Below are 19,205 nucleotides of genomic sequence, written 5' to 3'. Positions count from 1 at the left end.
GCTATCCTCGATTTTGGTTTTCGATGCGCGCGATCAGTTCGCGCAGCTCCCCGACCGAGATGCGCTCCTCCTCGACCAGCGCCGAGACGGCCCCGAGGCAGGAGTTTTCGAAATAGCGGGCGATCACGCTGCTCAGGGTGCGGCGCGAGAACTCCTCCTCGCTCACGAGCGGGTAGTATTGATAGGTCCCGCCGAATGCCTTGTGGGCCACATACCCTTTGGCTTCGAGCGCGCGCACCATCGTCGAGAGGGTGTTGAAATGGGGTTTGGGATCGGGCGAAAGGGCCACGATCTCGCGCACGAACAACGCCCCGTGCTTCCAGAAGCAGTGCATCAGCTCCTCTTCGCGTCGTGTCAGTTTTTCCATTCTTTTCGGTTTTGATCGCTTCCCGAAGCAAAGGTAACTAAAAAAATTCCACATACAACTATTTTCCATAGTTTTTCAACTAAAAAATTTAGTTGCATGGAAATTTCGCAGATTTCGCCCAAAATGCGTACATTTGAGCGATGATACTGATCGCAGACAGCGGATCGACCCAATGTACGTGGCTGCTCGCGGAGCGGGACGGGGTCCGGCGTATCCGCACACCGGGGATCAACGCCCTCCACCAAACGGGGCGGCAGGTGCTCGACACCCTCGCGCTCGTGCCGCCGTGCGCAGAGGTCGACGAGGTCCATTTCTACGGCGCCGGCTGCGGGCCGCAATTTCCCGAGGCCACCCGCAAAATGGCCACGGCGCTCCGCGAACGCTTCGGCGCCCCGCGCATCGGCGTCGAGTCGGACCTGTTGGGGGCTGCGCGCGCCTTGTTCGGCCGTGGGGAGGGCATCGCCTGCATCCTGGGCACGGGGTCCAACTCGTGCCACTGCCGCGGTGGCGGGATCGTGGCGACGGTGCCCCCGCTGGGCTACATCCTCGGCGACGAGGGCAGCGGCGCGGTGCTGGGCCGCAACCTCCTCAACGGGGTTTTCAAGGGACACATCCCATTGCGCGAGGAGCTGCTGACGGCGACCGGCATGACCTACGAACAGATCCTCCGCCGCGTCTACGCCGAGCCGGCCGCCAACCGCTTCCTGGCCTCGCTCGCACCCGTTGTGTGCGCACACACCGCCGTTCCGGAGGTCCGCGAGATGGTCGTCGGATCGTTCCGCCAGTTCGCCGCGCGCAACCTCGGCCGCTACCCCGCCGACCTTCCGGTATCGTTCGTCGGGGGCGTGGCGGCCCATTTCGGGGAGCTGCTGCGAACGGCCATGCACGAGGCCGGACGCCGCGTGCAACGCATCGTTCAATCGCCTGCCGACGGGCTGATCGCCTACCACGATGGAAGATAGAATCACCGAACGGGAGTCCGCATACGACCACCTGGAACAAATGTCGGTCCACGACCTGCTCGTGGGCATCAACCGCGAGGACGCCCGGGTCCACGAGGCCGTCGCGGCCGTGATCCCCACGATGGAGCAGCTCGTGGAGCGCATCGTCGAACGGATGCGCGGCGGCGGCCGCCTGTTTTATATAGGTGCCGGGACGAGCGGCCGGCTCGGCGTCACGGATGCTTCGGAGCTGCCTCCGACGTTCGGCATCTCACACGACCGGGTGATCGGCCTGATCGCGGGCGGCGACGGGGCCCTGCGCCGGGCCGTGGAGCATGCCGAGGACGACCCTGCGGGCGCCTGGCGCGACATGGCGCCCTACCGCCCCGCGGCCTGCGACACGCTGGTTGGCATCGCCGCCTCGGGCACCACGCCCTACGTCCTCGGCGGCATCCGCCGCGCCCGGCGCGAGGGGCTGCTCACGGCCGCCGTTACCTGCAACCCCTCGTCGCCCCTGGCCGCCGAGGCGGAGTATGCGCTCGAAGCGGTCGTAGGACCCGAGTTCGTAACCGGATCGACCCGCATGAAAGCGGGCACGGCGCAGAAACTGATGCTCAACATGCTCTCGACGGCCGTGATGATCCGCCTGGGGCGTGTCGAGGGCAACCGCATGGTCCACATGCAGCTTTCGAACGACAAACTCATCGAGCGGGGCACGCGCATGATCGTCCGGGCGACGGGATTGTCGCAGCGAGAGGCCCGGGATTTGCTGCTTCGGTACGGTTCGGTGAAAAACGCACTCGAGCAACTTAGACATAAATAAAGGTATGGCACTCTTTACGGAACGTGAAATCCGCGGCACGGTCGTCTTCGTGGCGCTGGCGCTGCTGGTCATCCTCGGCTTTCTCTTCGTCCGCCCGCGGGTCGATCCCGAAGCGGCCCGCAGCGCCGCCGCCGAACTGGAGACGCGGCGGGACTCGCTGCGGCTCACGCCGTTCGATCCCAACACCGTGGGCTATGACGAGTTGCGCGAGATGGGGCTCACGCGCCACGAAGCCGTCAGCCTGGTGAAATACCGCGCGGCCCGCAAGATTTTCCGCATCCCCGAGGACGTGGCGCTCTGCTACGGCATCGGCGACTCGCTCTTCCGGGCGCTCCGGCCCTACATCCGCATCGGCCGCAAATACGCCGTCGCACCGCGCGAGTACCGTCCCGGACGGATCGTCGCCGAGCCGATCGCCGTCGAGCCGTTCCGCGTCGACACCGTGAGCGCCCGCTACCTGCGGGCCATCGGCGCCCTCTCCCGCCGGCAGGCCAAGGTCTTCATCGACCGCCGCGATTTGAGCGGCTTCTACGACATGGAGGACGTGCGCGAGTGTTTCGTCGTCTCGGATTCGCTCGCCTCGGCGCTCGAACCCTACCTGATCTTTCCCGAGCGCAAGCCCAAACCCTGGGAGCAGCCCGTCGAACTGAACACGGCCGACTCGGCCACGCTGCGCAGCATCGCGGGGATCGGCGAGCGGACCGTCGGCCCGATCATGGCCTACCGCGAACGGCTCGGCGGCTTCCACTCCCCGGAGCAGCTGGCCGAGGTTCCGGGCGTTACGGAACGCAACTACGAGACGATTTTGAAACAAATTTACTGCGATAGTTGCAAAATTCGGAAAATTGATGTTAACTTTGCATCCCCGAATGTGCTCGGACGGCACCCCTACATCGCCTCGCGCACACTGAGGAAATTACTCAAAACAAGACAGTTGAAAGGAGGTTGGAGCACCGCTGAAGAGATGATCGAAGACCACATATTGACCCCGGAGGAGGCAGCGCGGCTGTCGCCCTACCTCGGTTTCTCTCGAAAAGCGGACCCGACAGACGAATAAACCTTTCGACACCGCAGGGGCCTGCGACAGGCAACCCTGCCGAAATTGGAAAAATAGAAACGAAAAATAACAAAAAACAGGATCACTATGATTATCATGCCGGTAAAGGAGGGCGAAAACATCGAACGCGCCCTGAAGAAATTCAAACGCAAATACGAGCGCACGGGCGTGCTGAAAGAGCTTCGCCGCCGCCAGTATTTCACCAAGCCGTCGATCGCCAAGCGCGAGGCCATGCAGCACGCCATCTACGTCGAGCACATGTACGGCAACGAGGACTAAACCTCGGGCATTGCCTGAAACCGAACCGGGAACCCCTTTCGAGAGGTTCCCGGTTTTCTGTGCGGAGGCAGGGGCTTTGTGCAATTCAAAATTCACAATTCAAAATTCACAATTATTGTTCCCGAACTTTGTGCAGCGGTGACAATAAACCAGGTCATTCCGGGCGCAGGTGAGGAATGCCAAGGATCGACCAGGCGACCTGCCGACCAGGAGCGGGGAACAGGGAGCGGGGAGGGGCCGGCGGGATAACGGAAAAAGTCCCGCGGTTTTCCCGCGGGACCGAGGAATTCTCCACAGCAGCACGGAATCCTACCGGATAAAGAGCAGCTCGCGGTACTTGGGCAGCGGCCAGATCTGGTCGTCGACGATCTCCTCCAGCTTGTCGACATGGTAGCGGATTTCGTCGAAGCGGACGGCCACCGTATCGTGGTAGGCGATGGCTTTCTCGCGCTGATCCTCGATGCGGTTGGCCCGCTTGCGGGCTTCGATCATCTCGTCGGTGAGTTTCTGGATCGCGGCCGTATGGTCCTGTATCTTGCGGATCAGCGCCTTGTCGGCCATCGTTTTGACCCATCCGATCTGCGACATCTTGTAGACCTTGTCCAACAGCATCGCTTCGTATTTCGATGCGATGGGAACGATGTGGTTCATCGTCAGGTCGCCCAGGACGCGCCCCTCGATCTGGATCTTCTTGGTGTAGGTCTCCCACTTGACCTCGGTGCGGGCCTGGAGTTCGACCTCGGTGAAGACGCCCGTTTCGGAGAACATGCGCAGCGTCTCGGGGTCGAGGTAGCGATCGAAGATCCGGGGCGTGGAGGTCTCGCAGTCCAGGCCGCGCCGCGCAGCTTCGGCTTTCCATTCGTCCGAATAGCCGTTGCCGTCGAAACGCACCGGGCAGCACGCCTTTATCATCGACTTGAGCTCCTCGTAGATCGCTTTCTCTTTCTTCATGCCCCCCTCGATCTTCGCATCCACGCGCTGGCGGAACCCCGTCAGCTCGTGCGCCACGGCGGCGTTGAGCACGATCATCGCCTCGGCGCAGTTGTCCGACGACCCCACGGCGCGGAATTCGAAGCGGTTGCCCGTAAACGCGAACGGCGAGGTGCGGTTGCGGTCGGTGTTGTCCAGCAGCAGCGTCGGCATGTGCGAGATGCCGCTCATGCGAAAGACGTTTTTGGCGTCGAAGCGGATCGCGTCGTCGCCTTTCGACGCGGCCAGTTTGTCCAGCACGGCGGAGACCTGCGTGCCGAGGAACGTCGAGATGATCGCCGGGGGCGCTTCGTTGGCGCCCAGCCGGTGGGCGTTCGTGGCGCTCATGATGGCGGCTTTCAGCAGCCCGTTGTGTTTGTGGACGGCCGAAACGATGTTCACCAGAAAGGTGATGAACTGGAGGTTCTCCGAAGCGGTCTTGCCCGGGCCGAGCAGGTTGACGCCCGTGTCGGTTCCGAGCGACCAGTTGTTGTGCTTGCCCGAGCCGTTGATCCCCTTGAAAGGTTTTTCGTGCAGCAGCACGCGGAACTTGTGGCGGCGGGCGATCTTGTCCATGATGGTCATCAGCAGCTGGTTATGGTCGTTGGCCAGGTTGGCCTCCTCGTAGACCGGAGCCAGCTCGTACTGGTTGGGGGCCACCTCGTTGTGGCGCGTCTTGACCGGAATGCCCAGCTTGAGGCACTCGTATTCGAGGTCTTTCATAAAGGCCATAACCCGCGTGGGGATGGCTCCGAAATAGTGGTCTTCGAGCTGCTGGTTCTTGGCCGACTCGTGGCCCATGAGCGTGCGGCCCGTGAGCATCAGGTCGGGACGCACGGCCCAGAGGCTCTCGTCCACCAGGAAATACTCCTGCTCCCAGCCCAGGTAGGAGATGACCCGCTGCACGTTCTTGTCGAAATAGCGGCACACCTCCGTGGCGGCGCGGTCCACGGCCGAGATCGACCGCAGGAGGGGCACCTTGTAGTCGAGCGCCTCGCCCGTGTAGGAGATGAAGACCGTGGGGATGCAGAGCGTGGTGTCGACGATGAATGCGGGCGAGGTGGGGTCCCAGGCCGAATAGCCGCGCGCCTCGAACGTATTGCGGATGCCGCCGTTGGGGAACGACGAGGCATCGGGCTCCTGCTGCACCAAGAGCTTGCCGGAGAACTCCTCGAGCACCCCGCCCAGGCCGTCGGGCTGCGCGAACGCATCGTGCTTCTCGGCCGTGCCGCCCGTGAGGGGCTGGAACCAGTGGGTATAGTGGTCGGCTCCGTGTTCAAGCGCCCACTGCCGCATGCCGGCGGCGATGCCGTCTGCCACCTCGCGCGTCAGCGGCGTGCCGTTCTGCATCGTGTCGAGCAGCGCCTCGTAGGTCTTCCGGTCGAGGTATTTGCGCATGGCCGCGCGCCCGAAGACCTTGGCGCCGAAATAATCCGAGGGGCGTCCTTCGGGGGCTTTCACCTCGACGGCCGTGTGGTTGATGGCCGCGTCGACCATCTTGAATCGGAGCAATGACATCTTTTCTGTTTTTTGGGTTCGTAATTCGACTACAAAGGTATGTTTTTTTCGGTCATGTTGTTTTTACAAAAAGTGCTATTTTTCGAAAAACAGCATAATTTTTCAGCATTTTTCCGAAAAAAAGGTCTATTTTTCAGCCAACATCCCGAAATTTTCAGCTATTTTCCGGAAAACACACCCATTTTTCAACGCAAATCCCGAAAAACACGAATTTTGCAAATCGGCCTTTTTCGAAGCTAAATAGTAAAATTTTCAACTATTCTTCCGAAAACCGTTCGATCCGGTCCGCAACCGAACGGCCCGCGGAATCGCACGATAAATCCCGCAGGCTGTTATTTTATTAACAATTTCTTGCGCCATTCGCCGAATATTTTGTACCTTTACGAGCAATTTTGAAACAACACTTACTAATCTCTAAATAGTTATGGCAAATTCCACACGTGAAAAGCTGTTCACCGAGTTTCCACCGGTTACGACCGAGCAATGGGAAGAGGTGATTGCAGCCGACCTGAAAGGGGCTGACTACGAGCGCAAACTGGTGTGGCGCACGGGCGAGGGTTTCTCGGTCCGTCCCTACTACCGCGCCGAGAACCTCGAGGGTCTCCGATTCCTGGGCTCGCAGGCAGGCGAGTTCCCTTATGTCCGCGGTGTGCGCGCACACAACCGCTGGCACGTCCACCAGACCGTGACGGTCGCATGCCCCAAGCAGGCCAACGCCGAGGCGCTGAAGCTCCTCAACGCGGGCGTCGATTCGCTCGGCTTCTGCCTCACGCGCGAGGATTTCTCGGCCGAGGACCTCGACACGCTGCTCGAGGGCATTTCGATCCCGGCCGTCGAGATCGTGTTCTGCGGCGTGAAAGTGGGCGACGCGGCCGAGCTGGTGCTCGCAAAACTCGAACGCGACGGCGTGGCCAAAGAGGAGGCGCACATCGCTTTCTCGATCGACCCGCTGGTGCGCGGCCTTTCGACCAAAGGCGCGTTCTGCTCCGCGAACGGCGAAAAGTGCTTCGCACGCATCGCCGAGCTGATCCGCCGGACGGCCGAGTACAAGCACGTCCGCATCGTGACGGTCAACGCCCAGACGTTCGGCAACGCCGGATCGACCCTCGTCGAGGAGCTGGCGTTCGCCCTCTCGGCCGGCCACGACTACCTCGTGCGGCTGACCGAAGCGGGACTTACCGTCGACCAGGCGGCCCGCAAGCTGCGCTTCTCGTTCTCGGTGACCTCCAACTATTTCATGGAGATCGCCAAGCTGCGCGCCGCCCGCATGCTGTGGGCCAACATCGTCAAGGCCTACAACCCCGAAAAGAACTGCGCCTCGAAAATGATGATCCACGCCGAGACCTCGCGCTGGAACCAGACCGTCTACGACCCCTATGTCAACATGCTGCGCGGCACGACCGAAGCCATGTCGGCCGCCATCGGCGGGGTGCACTCGCTGGAGGTGACGCCGTTCGACCGGGCGTTCGAGGCCCCTACGGAGTTCTCGAAGCGCATCGCGCGCAACGTCGAGCTGCTCCTGAAGCACGAGTCGCATTTCGACCAGGTGGTAGACCCCGCGGGCGGTTCGTACTACATCGAGAACCTCACCCAATCGATCGCCGACCAGGCATGGAAGCTCTTCCTCGAGATCGAGGAAAAGGGCGGCTATACCGCGGCATACGAGGCGGGCTTCGTCCGCGAGCGCGTAGCCGCTTCGGCCGCCGCCAAGGACAAGGCCATCGCCACGCGCCGTCAGACGCTGCTGGGCGCCAACCAGTACCCCAATTTCACGGAGGTGGCTCCCGAGGAGATCACCGCAGAGGCCGTCACCCGTCCCGCGGCCGAGGGCAACACCCTCACACCCTACCGCGGCGCCATGGCGTTCGAGGAGATGCGTCTGCACGTGGACCGCTCGGGCAAGGAGCCCAAGGCGTTCATGCTCACGTGCGGCAGCCTCGCAATGGCCCGCGCCCGCGCCCAGTTCTCGTCGAATTTCTTCGCCTGCGCCGGCATCCGCGTGATCGACAACACGTTCTTCAAGTCGGTCGAGGAGGGCGTCGAGGCGGCCCTTGCATCCAAGGCCGAAATCGTGGTGGTCTGCGCCGCGGATGACGACTACGCCGTGGCAGCGCCCCGCGTCAAGGAGTTGCTCGCGGGCAAGGCCATCCTCGTGGTGGCAGGCGCACCGGCCTGCACCCCCGAACTGGAGGCCCAGGGGATCACGAATTTCATCAACGTGAAATCCAACGTCCTCGAAACACTGAAGTTCTACCTTAAAGAGATGGGAATCTAATCATGAGAGCGAAATTTACCGAACTGAAATACGACGGAGGCGCACAGAAAAGCTGCTGCGCCTCGAAAGGCTGCGGACAGGTCGAGCCGTGGCTGACGGCCGAACAGATTCCCGTCAAGGGGGCCTACACGGCCGAGGATCTCGCAGGCATGGAACACCTGAACTATGCCGCGGGCATCGCCCCGTTCCTGAGGGGTCCCTATTCGACCATGTACGTGATGCGTCCCTGGACCATCCGCCAGTACGCCGGATTCTCGACCGCCGAGGAGTCCAACGCATTCTACCGCCGCAACCTCGCGGCCGGCCAGAAAGGCCTCTCGGTGGCCTTCGACCTCGCAACGCACCGCGGCTACGACGCCGACCACCCGCGCGTGGTGGGCGACGTGGGCAAGGCCGGTGTGTCGATCTGCTCGGTGGAGGACATGAAAGTGCTCTTCAACGGTATTCCCTTGGACCGCATGTCGGTGTCGATGACCATGAACGGCGCCGTGCTGCCTATTCTGGCATTCTACATCGTTACGGGCCTGGAGCAGGGCTGCACGCTCGACCAGCTCTCGGGTACGATCCAGAACGACATCCTCAAGGAGTTCATGGTGCGCAACACCTATATCTATCCGCCCGAGTTCTCGATGCGCATCATCGCCGACATCTTCGAGTACACCTCGAAGAACATGCCCAAGTTCAACTCGATCTCCATCTCGGGCTACCACATGCAGGAGGCGGGCGCCACGGCCGATATCGAGCTGGCGTACACGCTGGCCGACGGCCTGGAGTACCTCCGCGCGGGCGTCAACGCCGGCATGTCGATCGACGCGTTCGCACCGCGCCTCTCGTTCTTCTGGGCCATCGGCATGAACCACTTTATGGAGATTGCCAAGATGCGCGCGGCCCGCATGCTGTGGGCCAAGATCGTCAAGCAGTTCGAGCCCAAGAACCCCAAGTCGCTGGCGCTGCGCACCCACTCGCAGACCTCGGGCTGGTCGCTGACGGAACAGGACCCGTTCAACAACGTGGCCCGCACCGCGATCGAGGCCATGGGCGCCGCGCTCGGCCATACGCAGTCGCTGCACACCAACGCGCTGGACGAGGCCATCGCGCTGCCGACCGATTTCTCGGCGCGCATTGCGCGTAACACCCAGATTTACATCCAGGAGGAGACCTCCGTCACCCGCGAGGTCGACCCGTGGGCCGGTTCCTACTACGTCGAGGCGCTCACCAACGAGATCGCCCACAAGGCGTGGGAACGGATCGAGGAGGTCGAAAAGCTGGGCGGCATGGCCAAGGCTATCGAGACCGGCATTCCGAAGATGCGCATCGAGGAGGCGTCGGCCCGCAAGCAGGCCCGCATCGACTCGGGGATGGAGAAAATCATCGGTATCAACGAGTACCGCCTCGAAAAGGAGGCTCCGATCGATATCCTCGCCGTGGACAACACCGCCGTGCGCGAGAGCCAGATCAAGCGTCTCGAGGAGTTGCGCGCCTCGCGCGACGAAGCGGCCGTGAAGCGGGCGCTCGAGGCCATCACCGAGTGCGTCCGCACCAAGCAGGGCAACCTGCTGGAGCTGGCCGTCGAGGCCGCCAAGGTCCGCGCGTCGCTGGGCGAAATTTCGGACGCCTGCGAGGTGGTCGTGGGCCGCTACAAAGCTGTTATCCGTTCCATATCAGGTGTATACTCTTCAGAAGTGAAAAACGACAAATCGTTCGAGCGCGCCAAGGAGCTGTGCGCCGAATTCGCCCGCAAAGAGGGCCGTCAGCCCCGCGTGATGATCGCCAAGCTGGGCCAGGACGGCCACGACCGCGGCGCCAAGGTGGTCGCCACGGGCTATGCCGACATCGGCTTCGACGTCGACATGGGACCGCTCTTCCAGACCCCGGCGGAGGCCGCCAAGCAGGCCGTCGAGAACGACGTGCACGTGGTGGGCGTTTCGTCGCTGGCCGCCGGCCACCTCACGCTCGTGCCGCAGATCATCGCCGAGCTGAAGAAGCTGGGCCGCGAGGACATCATCGTCATCGTCGGCGGCGTGATCCCCGCACAGGATTACGACCAGTTGTACAAGGACGGCGCCGCCGCCATCTTCGGCCCCGGCACCCCGATTGCAACGGCTGCGATCAAGATTCTGGAAATCCTGCTCGAGGAGTAAGAGCGGGCGTCTGTTGAAGAATACCCTCCGGATTCGTTCCGGAGGGTATTTTTATGGCCTGCGATGAAAAGTTGCGGCCCGAAAATTTGGGCGGAGGGACTTTTTGAACTATCTTGGGCACGCAATTCCGATGAAAATGAAAAAACCGTTCCTGCTTCTCCTGGCCGCCTGCACCGTCGCAACCGCAGCCGCCCAGACCGGCGAGGTCCCCGCGACCCCGGAGCCCCTCGCAATTTCCGCGACCCCCGCTACCTCGGCTGTGCCTGCGGCAACCGCGGTAACCGGAACACCCGCGACTGCGGCCGCGGTCCCCGAATTTCCCGAACCCGAATTCATGGGCCAGGTGCTGGCCATCCGCCCGGACGACACTACGGAACAGTTAGTACAGGAGAGCCTCACGCCCCGCCACCGCTCGTCGACCGGGCAGAAACTCTTCGGCATCGGCAAGGACCACATCGACGAGATGACGCTCAACGGCCCGCGGGCCTATGTCCGCTTCCGAGCGGAGGACGGGATCGCTTTCATCGTCCGCGTGCCCGACAACCGGATCGATCCCATGTCGATGATCTCGGTCTTTCGGTTCAAGGTCAAGAAGAAGATGCGGATCGCCGAATACGGATCGGTCGGCACGTTCGGCGACCGCAAATCGAATACCCTGGAGCGGCAGCCCTTTACCTCGCGCCGGTTCGGCGGGAGCTCCTACCTGATCGTACTGAAAGGCGTCGAGCCCGGCGAGTACGGAATCACGGTCGATGCGCTGGGCGGGCTGACCGTCTCGACGTTCGGGGTGGACGAATAGCCGCCGAACACTCCCTAAGACTAACGGCCGCATGGTTCCTCCCATGCGGCCGTTTCGCGCGTATCCGGTTGCAAGAATGCAATTTTTAATTCTTAATTCTCAATTCTTAATTGCTCAAAGGCAGGCTTCCAGAATCCGGCGGGCCATCGCCCCGTCGACGTTCTGCGCCTCGCCGAAGCGGTCGTCCGCGGCCGTGAAGCGGCGCTCGATCTCGGAGATCGTCTCCTCGCCGATCCCCTCCTCGGAAAGTCGGGTCTTGAGCCCCAGCGAGCGGAAGAACTCTTCGGTGCGGACGATGGCGCGCTCGATGCGCTCCTCCTCGGCGCCGTCCGTCAGGCCCCAGATGCGCGCGGCGTATTGGAGCAGTTTGCCGCGCTTCTGGTCGCGCAGCACGCGGAGCGTTCCGCCGATGACGATAGCCAGCGTGGCCCCGTGCGTCAGGCCGTGCAACGCCGTCAGTTCGTGGCCGATCATGTGGGTGGCCCAGTCCTGCGTGACGCCCATGCGGATCATGTCGTTCAGCGCCAGCGTCGCCGAGAGCATGTATTCGGACATGGTGTCGTAGTCGCGGGGGTTTTCGCGGATTTTGGGCGCGATCTCGATCACCGTGTGGAGGATGCCCTCGGCCCAGCGGTCCATCAGGCGCGACTGGCCCGGCGTGGTCATGTACTGCTCCAGCACGTGGACGAACGTATCGGCCAGACCGCAGGCGATCTGCCGCGCGGGCAGCGAGTAGAGGCACTCGGGATCGAGGATCGAGAAACGGGGATAGTCGCCGTAGAAAGCGTATTTCTCCCGGGTCTCGTAGCGCGAGATCACCGCGCCGGAGTTCATCTCGGAGCCCGTGGCCGCCATGGTGAGCACCGTGGCCAGCGGCACGGTCCGCTCGGCGCGGCCGCGCAGCACGAGGTCCCAGGGGTCCTCGTCCGTCAGGAGCGCGGCGGCGATGAGTTTGGTGCCGTCGATGACCGATCCGCCGCCCACGGCCACGAGGAAATCGACCCCCTCCTGCTTGCCCAGGGCGATGGCTTCGCGCAGGGTCTCGACCGAGGGGTTGGCTTCGATGCCCCAGAATTCGACCCATTCGCGGCCCTCGAGCGCCCGGGCGACCTGGTCGTAGACGCCGTTGCGCCGGACGCTGCCGCCCCCGAAAGTGAGCATGACGCGCTTGTCGGCGGGAATGAGTTTGCCCAGACGGGCGATCGTACCCCGGCCGAAGACCAGTTCGGTGGGGTTGCGGTAGGTGAAATTTTGCATGACGGATGGTTTTTTGCGGTTTACAAGTACAAATATCGTAAAAAGCTGTTCGGAAAAAGAAATTTTAACTATATTTATCGCAAACAGCCAACAAGAGAGCCTATGAAAAAGATGACCATCTGGATTGCCGCATTCGCCGTGGTGGCGGGAGCAGGATGCCGGAAAGATTCAGACCGCAAAGATGACCGGGTAGTCGCTACGTTCCACTGCGACGCCACCGAGGTGTTCGTCGACGACGGGCAGACCGCGGTTCCGGTAACCATCCGGCTCGACAAAGCAGCCGAACAACCCATCCTCTTCGCGCTCGCCTACGACAGGGACAATACGATCACGGACGGCTGGCGGACGGATATAGAGGCCGATGAAATCCGCTTCGACAAGGGGGGGGGGAACCGAGCTTAGGTTCAACCTGGTGTACGATCCGGCCGTGTTTCAGGCGGGAGTCGAGGGGGTCAGCCACCTGAGGATCGCGTCCGAAAACGCGCGGATCGGCGATCCCTCCTCGGTACGGCTGAAGGTCGCGGGAGCGAACGGGGCCACGCTCTCGACGGACGGACTGGACGTGGTGGTGGGCGAGACGGATTTCGACAAGCGGATCACCGTCACGCTATCCGCCCCAGCGGCGGCGGAGGCGGTGTTCGACCTCCGGGTCGCGTGCGATGAGGGCGGGGTCGAGCTCGTGGACAGGACGATCACCGTACCCAAAGGCGAAAAAACCGGCAGCGGAACGATCCGATTTCTCAAGAAAGGCTATCCGATCGCGCTGATAACGGGGACGGCGACCGTCTCCGTTTCGGCGGCGACACCGGGCTTCTCGACAGCCGAAGCCGGCAACCTGGTACTCCGTATCCGGGGAACGGGGACGGCACCCACGGCCAGTTTCTCGGAAACCGAGGTCGAGATTCATGTCGGTTATGATGGTATTCTGTATAATTTCCTCGTCGAACTTTCCGAAGCGCTCGACAAGGACGTCCTCATCCACGTAACGGCGGAGTGCGACATGCCGGGCGGATATCAGGACCTCTCCGAGACCATTTCCATCCCCAAAGGGGACACAAAAGGATTCGGCAACATCAATTTCCCCAGTATAAAGTATCCATATGTAACCGACCGGGCAACCGTCACGCTACGCCTCACATCGGACGACGTAATCGTTCTCCCCAGCGGTTCGACGTTCAAAATGAAGGTATCCGGAACGCTGCCCGCCCCGAACAGGCAGGAGACGGAGTAGCCGGCCCGACCGGCGCAGTTTCGGTGCGTTCCGCAGCTTTCATGTTGCGGATGCGGATGCGGGTGCGGTCGGAAAACCCGTTCGGGAGGGGCTACCCGGTTTTTGCGGGCGGGCGCCGCAACCCGAGTGTCGCAGTTCGGAAACCGCTGTCCGGACGCCGCAGCCCGAGCGCCGCAACCCGGATCGGGAGGGCGCAATCATTTGAGGTCGGGCGCTTACTCCCGGTAGACGACGAGCGCCGAAGAGGGGGCGAGTTTCACCGCTCCGCCCGCCAGGTGCTCGCGGCCGTCGGGATCGACCCGTCCGTCGCGGCAGGCCACGCGCCACTCCCCCTCGGGAAGCGAAAATCCGGCCTCGTGGCGGTTGCCGTTGAACGCCACCGCGATCTCTTTCCATGCGTCGCCGTTGGCGAATTCTCCCAACGTGTAAGCCAGGATGCCCGAGTCGCCCGTATCGAGGAAATGGAGCCACTGCCGCAACCCCTCGGCCGTCGGGATGCGGAAAGCCGGGTGGGCCCGGCGCAGGGCGATCAGGTCGCGGACAAACTCGAAAACGTCGCGGTGCCGGTCCTTGAGCGACCAGTCGATGCGGTTGACGGCGTCGGGCGAGCGGAACGTGTTGGGCTCGCCCTGCTTGTCCTGCATCATCTCCTCGCCGCCGCGGATGAACGGCACGCCCTGGGCCGTGAGCATGATGGCGAATGCCAGTTCGGTCATGGCCGGCAGTTCGTCCTCGGCGTGCTCGCCCTCGACCGAGAGTTTCAGTTTGTCCACCAGGGCGTAGCCGTCGTGGCTCGAGACGAACGTAACGGCCTGCGACGGCGCGGCGGCATAGGGCGCGGAGGCGTACAGGAGCCCGCCGTAATCGACCTGCGGATGGTCGGTGGCGCCCACGATCCCAAATTTGACCGGCTCGACATGGCCGGCGATATTGCCCGAAGCGTAGCCGGGATTCTTCTCGTCGAACGTACTGCCCCTGACGCCGTCTCGGAAATCGTCGCAGAAGACGGCGATGCCCTCCATCCGGTTCACGTGGTCGCGCACGGCCCGCTCCTCCTCGGGCAGCGGCGAAGCGTCGGCCAGCCACCCCTCGCCGTAGATGAAGATCGTGGGGTCGATCGCGGAGAGCTCGGCCCGCAGGCGGTTCATCGTCTCGATGTCGTGGATGCCCATCAGGTCGAAGCGGAAGCCGTCGATGTGGTACTCGCGGGCCCAGTACTTGACCGACTCGACGATGTAGCGGCGGACCATCTCGCGCTCCGAAGCCGTTTCGTTGCCGCAGCCCGAGCCGTTGGAGTAGCTCCCGTCGGGATTCTGACGGTAGAAATAGCCCGGCACGGTGAGCGTGAAAGCGGAGTGGTCGACCGTGGCGGTGTGGTTGTAGACCACGTCGAGCACAATGCGCAAGCCGTTGTCGTGGAGGCTCTTGACCATCTGCTTGAACTCGCGGATGCGCACCAGCGGGTCGGCCGGGTCGGTCGAGTAACTCCCCTCGGGGACGTTGTAGTTCTTGGGGTCGTAGCCCCAGTTGTAACTCTTGTCCTGGAGCCGCGTCTCGTCGACGGTCGCGTAGTCGAACGACGGCAGGATATGGATGTGCGTCACGCCCAGCTCCTTGAGGTGGTCCAATCCCGACGCGAGCCCCTCGGGCGTCCGGGTGCCCGTCTCGGTCAGAGCCAAAAATTTCCCTTTGTGCTCGATACCCGAATCCTCGGCGACGCTGAAATCGCGGTGGTGCAGCTCGTAGAGAATCGTGTCGGAGTACATCTTCAGCTCGGGCGCACGGTCCGCGTCCCACCCCTCGGGGTCGGTGTCGCGCAGGTCGATGACCGCCGCCCGGTCGCCGTTGACGCCCACCGCCCGGGCCCAGATGCCGGGGGTTTCGTCGAGCCAGCGGCCGTCGTGCTCGATCTGGAAAGTGTAGAATTTGCCTTTCAGGTCGCGTTCAACCGCGATGCGCCAGGTGCCGTCGTCCGAGGGATTCATCTCCAGCCGCTCGGCGGGCTCGCCGCCCTGGCCGGTATCGTAGAGGTTCAGCCGCGCCCGGGTCGCCGTGGGGGCCCAGAGCGTGAAACGCGCTTCTTGCGGCGTGTAGACCAGTTCGAGGTCGTCGCCCGCATAGACGGGGTATTTGTCGAAAGAGTCGAGCGTCGCGGGGTCGGGGTGATTGTTCGGAGTTTCCATAGGTCAGGCTTGCGATTTGTCGGATTTCGCGGGTTTGTCGGATTCGTCGGATTTGTCGGATTTCGCGGGAGCGTCGGACGACTCGTCGCCGGAGGATTTCGTGTCCTGCACCAGCACGGTCCGCGTGGGGAACGCGAACTGAAGCCCCGCGCCGTTGAAAGCGGCCAGAATCGCCAGGTTCATGGCGGACGTAACCCCCAGGATGTCGCCCTGCTTCTCGATATAATAGTAGAACGTGATTTCGAGCGCCGAATCGGCATAGGCAGAGAAATAGGCCGTGATGTCGGAGGGTTTGTCCGACACGTCCTTGACCTGCGCGGGCAGTCCGCGCAGAAGCTCCAGCGCCTGCCGCATCTTTTCGGCCGAGGTGTCGTAGGTCACCCCCACCTTGACCATCGCGCGCCGCATGGGTTCGGAGGTGATGTTGACGATGTTGGCGTCGGTGATCTTGTAGTTCGGGACGCTCGTGATGCGGCGGTCGTAACCCAGAATCCGCGTGCTGCGCAGCCCGACGTCCACCACGGTGCCCTCCATGCCGTTGACGTTGATCGTGTCGCCGATGCCGAACGGTTTGTCGGTGAAGATGGTGATGGCTCCGAGGATGTTCTTGACCGTGTCCTGCGCCGCCAGCGCCAATGCGACGCCGCCGATACCGAGCGTCCCCCACAGGGCGTTGATGTCGACCCCCACGTTGCTCAGGGCCGTGATGACGCCGACGATCCAGATCAGCACCAGCACCGTGCGCCGCACCACGGGCATCATTTTCTGGACGTGGCCGCTCGCATGGTGGCCCCAGTATCGCTGGAGCAGGGCCGTGGAGAGCCGCGCGAGGACCCAGGTGATGTCCAGCACAATCAGGATGCGGTAGGTTTTGTCGACGTAGCGCACCAGGTCGTCGGGATAGACCAGTTTGTGGATGGCAATCCAGATACCCAGCAGCATCACAGCGAATTTGACGGGCGAATCGAGCGCATAGTAGATGATGTCGTCCACCTGCGTGCGGGTGCGCGTGACAAAGGGCTGGATCACCTTGCGGCCTAACAGCGACAGGAGTTTGACGATCACGAACGCCCCCAGCACGAAGAGGATGGAGATGAGCCAGGTCTGGAGGCTGTTTCCCAAAATTTCGTATTCGAGCATGTGCAAACGGTTTTAGTTCGAGAGGACGTTTGCAATTTCCTTTCCACACTGTCGGTTCACTTGCATCATTACAAAAAAAGGTTACGGTTGGTGGACCGTAACCTGTTGGTAATTCGTGATCGGGAAACCTCGCTGGCGGCTTAGAAATATTTGCCGCGCAGGTCCCGGATCTTGGCCATTTGCTGAATGGCCTGGAACGAGTACTGCTGCGCCATGCTCTCGGCCATCGCCTGCGCACGCACCTTTTCGCCCTCGGGGGTCTGCTTCTCTTCGGTGCGGATGTCATCCACCTGGAAGACATAGACGCCCGAGAGGCCCTTGACGGGGGCAGAGAGGGCGCCCTTGTCGGCCGCCGTAATCGCTCCGACCAGACGGGGCTCCACGCCGGGACCGTTGATGTAGTACGAGGCGAAAGTCACTCCGTCGAACTCGGCCACCTCCGAACCGAGGCTCGCGGCCTGATCGGCGAGCGTCGCACCCGAAATTTCCTTGACGATGTAGTCGTATTTTTTGTCGCGGAGCAGTTGCGCGCGGATCTGCGGTGCGACCTTGCCGATGGGGGTAAATTCGTTCTCGTCGATTTCGGTCAGCATGGCGATGACGTAATCGTTGCCGACGGTGAAAATCTCCGACAGATCGCCCTCCTGGGCGCCGTGCGCCCAGCGGGCGACCTCGCGCGAATCCTCCACACCGCGCAGCATGCGCTCGCCCTCGGAGAGCGTGGCTACGCGGGGCGTAACGGCTGCGGCCGAGGCGGCTTCGTTGAACGCCTCGGCGGAACCCTTGGCATTGACGGTGAACGTGCCGGCCTGGTTGTGCGCCTCGCGGCGCGTGGCCGAGGAGGCTTCGACCGGATAGGTGATCGAGGCCACCTGCATGTGCTTCGAGGGTTTGTCGGCGCGATAGACCTGCATCAGTTGGATGGCATCGCCCGAGGCGATCTTCACCACGTCGCCCTTTTTGGCTCCGGCCAACGCCTCGGCGAACTCGCCCGAGAAAGCCGAGAAAGGCATGACACCCACCTCGCCGCCGTTGGCGGCCGTCTGGTCGTAGACCGAGTAGCGGGCGGCAAGCTGTGCGAAATCGCCGCCGGCGCGAATGACGCCCAGCAGGCTGTCGGCCAGCTGCTCCTGCGTATAGGGAAGCACGATGTGGCGGATGCCCAGCGAGTCGGCGACCATCTTCGAGTCGACGACGCGGGCCATGGTCCACTCGTTGTTCTTCAGCACGGGACCGTAGGTCTTGCCGGCCAGCAGGGCTTCGGCCTCCTCGGGGGTCAACTGCGCGGCCGAGACATAGGCGTCGGCGATGCGGCCGTTGCGGTTGGCGCGCACGAACGAACGCAGGTTGTCCGTTGCGGCGAACTCGGCGCCGACCTCACGAACGCTCTTTTCGAGCGCCAGCAGGTCGTCGTCCGTCGGGGCGACCTCGAATACCACATAGGTCAGCGTGCGCGACGGGGTCTGGCGGAACATGTTTTTATGGCTGTTGTAATAGGCCTTGATGTCGCCCTTGGAAACGTTGAAGAGCGAGTCGGGGACCGAAGCGTATTTCTTGCCGGCCCACTGGCCCGAGAAAGTCTCGTTGGCAGCCTCGACGCCCGAGGCGACCTCCAGCGAATTGACGTAGGCGCCTCCTTTCACAAGGCCCAGGAACTTGCCCACCTCGCGCTCCAGCCGGGCCTCCTCGTTGAGCTGGGCCCAGGCTGCGGCCGCCTCGGGGCTGGTCTGGGCCTGCGAGAGGAATTCGGAGATGGCAGCGACGTCGTACTCGCCCGTGCGGGGGTCGGCGAATGCGTTGTAGAACGCCTGCGAGGGCTGCTCGCCGCTGACAAGGGCCAGCCGCTCGGGCTCGGTAACACGGATTCCGATCTTCTCGAAACCGGGCTTCAGGACGTATTTTGAGACCAGCGCCTGCCACGCGGCGTTTGAAAGCATGGCCGACTGCTGCTCGTCGTTCTCCTGCACGTTGTTCCGGGACTTGATCCGTTCCCACTGGTCGTAATACTCCGAGTAGTTGACCTTTTCGCCGTCGATTTCACCGACTTTGGGGTCGTTGCCTGCGAAGCCCATTTCGGTCTTCAGAGAGAGAATGAAAGCCAAGAGCGCCAGTGCGATGATGATCGAGAGCACGATGCCGAACTTGGTACGTAGAGTGTTTAAACTTGCCATATAAATTGTTAATTATCGTATATTTCCGAAATAGCAGTCAAAGGTAGTAATTTT

General features: G+C 62.5%; 15 protein-coding genes. 9 read left to right on the top strand and 6 right to left on the bottom strand.

Going from position 1 to position 19,205, the window contains the following annotated elements; all coding sequences use genetic code 11:
- Position 1: 1 nt before the first annotated feature.
- The gene (locus ACMQ11_RS10780; RefSeq protein ID WP_418992781.1) at positions 2 to 367 is read right to left on the bottom strand and encodes a BlaI/MecI/CopY family transcriptional regulator; all 366 of its coding nucleotides are present in this window, start codon (positions 365 to 367) and stop codon (positions 2 to 4) included.
- Between the two features lie 140 nt (positions 368 to 507).
- On the opposite strand from ACMQ11_RS10780, the gene ACMQ11_RS10775 reads away from it, so the two are divergent.
- From ACMQ11_RS10775 to rpsU, 4 genes are all read left to right on the top strand, one after another.
- The gene (locus tag ACMQ11_RS10775) at positions 508 to 1,329 is read left to right on the top strand and encodes an ATPase (RefSeq protein WP_418992780.1); all 822 of its coding nucleotides are present in this window, start codon (positions 508 to 510) and stop codon (positions 1,327 to 1,329) included.
- Positions 1,319 to 2,131 carry an N-acetylmuramic acid 6-phosphate etherase gene (locus ACMQ11_RS10770; protein ID WP_418992779.1) on the top strand — a complete coding sequence of 271 codons (813 nt, stop codon included), beginning with the start codon at positions 1,319 to 1,321 and terminating at the stop codon, positions 2,129 to 2,131. The genes ACMQ11_RS10775 and ACMQ11_RS10770 overlap by 11 nt, the downstream gene beginning before the upstream one ends.
- Before the next feature lie 4 nt (positions 2,132 to 2,135).
- Positions 2,136 to 3,188, top strand: coding sequence for a helix-hairpin-helix domain-containing protein (locus tag ACMQ11_RS10765; RefSeq protein ID WP_418992778.1), 1,053 nt, complete (start codon positions 2,136 to 2,138; stop codon positions 3,186 to 3,188).
- 87 nt (positions 3,189 to 3,275) lie between these two features.
- The gene (rpsU, locus tag ACMQ11_RS10760) at positions 3,276 to 3,467 is read left to right on the top strand and encodes a 30S ribosomal protein S21 (protein ID WP_418992777.1); all 192 of its coding nucleotides are present in this window, start codon (positions 3,276 to 3,278) and stop codon (positions 3,465 to 3,467) included.
- 309 nt (positions 3,468 to 3,776) lie between these two features.
- Here the strand turns inward: rpsU and ACMQ11_RS10755 are convergent, their stop codons facing one another.
- Complete coding sequence (locus ACMQ11_RS10755; RefSeq protein ID WP_418992776.1) at positions 3,777 to 5,954, bottom strand: glutamine synthetase III; 2,178 nt, start codon at positions 5,952 to 5,954, stop codon at positions 3,777 to 3,779.
- A 424-nt stretch (positions 5,955 to 6,378) separates the two neighbouring features.
- On the opposite strand from ACMQ11_RS10755, the gene ACMQ11_RS10750 reads away from it, so the two are divergent.
- The 3 genes from ACMQ11_RS10750 to ACMQ11_RS10740 all read left to right on the top strand — a co-directional run bounded on the left by ACMQ11_RS10750 (position 6,379) and on the right by ACMQ11_RS10740 (position 11,169).
- On the top strand, positions 6,379 to 8,229 hold the full coding sequence (locus tag ACMQ11_RS10750) for a methylmalonyl-CoA mutase family protein (RefSeq protein ID WP_418992775.1): 1,851 nt from the start codon (positions 6,379 to 6,381) through the stop codon (positions 8,227 to 8,229).
- A gap of 2 nt (positions 8,230 to 8,231) precedes the next feature.
- Entirely contained in the window at positions 8,232 to 10,370 is a 2,139-nt protein-coding gene (gene scpA, locus ACMQ11_RS10745; RefSeq protein WP_418992774.1) for a methylmalonyl-CoA mutase, read from the top strand.
- 136 nt (positions 10,371 to 10,506) lie between these two features.
- Positions 10,507 to 11,169 (top strand): hypothetical protein, encoded by a 663-nt coding sequence (locus ACMQ11_RS10740; protein ID WP_418992773.1) that lies wholly within the window; start codon positions 10,507 to 10,509, stop codon positions 11,167 to 11,169.
- A gap of 114 nt (positions 11,170 to 11,283) precedes the next feature.
- On the opposite strand, the gene ACMQ11_RS10735 is transcribed toward ACMQ11_RS10740, so the two are convergent.
- Positions 11,284 to 12,426, bottom strand: coding sequence for an iron-containing alcohol dehydrogenase (locus tag ACMQ11_RS10735; RefSeq protein ID WP_418992772.1), 1,143 nt, complete (start codon positions 12,424 to 12,426; stop codon positions 11,284 to 11,286).
- 102 nt (positions 12,427 to 12,528) lie between these two features.
- On the opposite strand from ACMQ11_RS10735, the gene ACMQ11_RS10730 reads away from it, so the two are divergent.
- Positions 12,529 to 12,828 (top strand): hypothetical protein, encoded by a 300-nt coding sequence (locus ACMQ11_RS10730; protein ID WP_418992771.1) that lies wholly within the window; start codon positions 12,529 to 12,531, stop codon positions 12,826 to 12,828.
- Positions 12,788 to 13,657 (top strand): hypothetical protein, encoded by an 870-nt coding sequence (locus ACMQ11_RS10725; RefSeq protein ID WP_418992770.1) that lies wholly within the window; start codon positions 12,788 to 12,790, stop codon positions 13,655 to 13,657. Before ACMQ11_RS10730 ends, ACMQ11_RS10725 begins: the two co-directional genes overlap by 41 nt.
- Positions 13,658 to 13,872: 215 nt before the next feature.
- Here ACMQ11_RS10725 and pulA read toward each other — a convergent pair whose 3' ends face one another.
- From pulA to ACMQ11_RS10710, 3 genes are all read right to left on the bottom strand, one after another.
- Entirely contained in the window at positions 13,873 to 15,840 is a 1,968-nt protein-coding gene (gene pulA, locus ACMQ11_RS10720; protein WP_418992769.1) for a type I pullulanase, read from the bottom strand.
- Positions 15,841 to 15,843: 3 nt separating this feature from the next.
- The gene (locus ACMQ11_RS10715) at positions 15,844 to 16,980 is read right to left on the bottom strand and encodes a mechanosensitive ion channel family protein (protein ID WP_418992768.1); all 1,137 of its coding nucleotides are present in this window, start codon (positions 16,978 to 16,980) and stop codon (positions 15,844 to 15,846) included.
- 140 nt (positions 16,981 to 17,120) lie between these two features.
- Positions 17,121 to 19,151 carry a SurA N-terminal domain-containing protein gene (locus ACMQ11_RS10710; RefSeq protein ID WP_418992767.1) on the bottom strand — a complete coding sequence of 677 codons (2,031 nt, stop codon included), beginning with the start codon at positions 19,149 to 19,151 and terminating at the stop codon, positions 17,121 to 17,123.
- Between the last annotated feature and the right edge of the window lie 54 nt (positions 19,152 to 19,205).

Source organism: Alistipes sp., from assembly GCF_048465575.1.
In the GTDB taxonomy this organism is placed as follows: domain Bacteria; phylum Bacteroidota; class Bacteroidia; order Bacteroidales; family Rikenellaceae; genus Alistipes.
The sequence above is the reverse complement of the archived record's forward strand: the minus strand, read 5'-3'. Positions and strand labels throughout refer to the sequence as shown.

Excerpts from the sequence above, each read along its gene's own strand:
- ACMQ11_RS10775 (WP_418992780.1), top strand. The coding sequence starts at position 508 with ATGATACTGATCGCAGACAGCGGATCGACCCAATGTACGTGGCTGCTC.
- ACMQ11_RS10755 (WP_418992776.1), bottom strand. The coding sequence starts at position 5,954 with ATGTCATTGCTCCGATTCAAGATGGTCGACGCGGCCATCAACCACACG.
- ACMQ11_RS10715 (WP_418992768.1), bottom strand. The coding sequence starts at position 16,980 with ATGCTCGAATACGAAATTTTGGGAAACAGCCTCCAGACCTGGCTCATC.
- scpA (WP_418992774.1), top strand. The coding sequence starts at position 8,232 with ATGAGAGCGAAATTTACCGAACTGAAATACGACGGAGGCGCACAGAAA.
- ACMQ11_RS10750 (WP_418992775.1), top strand. The coding sequence starts at position 6,379 with ATGGCAAATTCCACACGTGAAAAGCTGTTCACCGAGTTTCCACCGGTT.
- ACMQ11_RS10710 (WP_418992767.1), bottom strand. The coding sequence starts at position 19,151 with ATGGCAAGTTTAAACACTCTACGTACCAAGTTCGGCATCGTGCTCTCG.
- rpsU (WP_418992777.1), top strand. The coding sequence starts at position 3,276 with ATGATTATCATGCCGGTAAAGGAGGGCGAAAACATCGAACGCGCCCTG.
- ACMQ11_RS10725 (WP_418992770.1), top strand. The coding sequence starts at position 12,788 with ATGAAATCCGCTTCGACAAGGGGGGGGGGAACCGAGCTTAGGTTCAAC.
- ACMQ11_RS10740 (WP_418992773.1), top strand. The coding sequence starts at position 10,507 with ATGAAAAAACCGTTCCTGCTTCTCCTGGCCGCCTGCACCGTCGCAACC.
- ACMQ11_RS10770 (WP_418992779.1), top strand. The coding sequence starts at position 1,319 with ATGGAAGATAGAATCACCGAACGGGAGTCCGCATACGACCACCTGGAA.
- ACMQ11_RS10765 (WP_418992778.1), top strand. The coding sequence starts at position 2,136 with ATGGCACTCTTTACGGAACGTGAAATCCGCGGCACGGTCGTCTTCGTG.
- ACMQ11_RS10730 (WP_418992771.1), top strand. The coding sequence starts at position 12,529 with ATGAAAAAGATGACCATCTGGATTGCCGCATTCGCCGTGGTGGCGGGA.
- ACMQ11_RS10780 (WP_418992781.1), bottom strand. The coding sequence starts at position 367 with ATGGAAAAACTGACACGACGCGAAGAGGAGCTGATGCACTGCTTCTGG.
- ACMQ11_RS10735 (WP_418992772.1), bottom strand. The coding sequence starts at position 12,426 with ATGCAAAATTTCACCTACCGCAACCCCACCGAACTGGTCTTCGGCCGG.
- pulA (WP_418992769.1), bottom strand. The coding sequence starts at position 15,840 with ATGGAAACTCCGAACAATCACCCCGACCCCGCGACGCTCGACTCTTTC.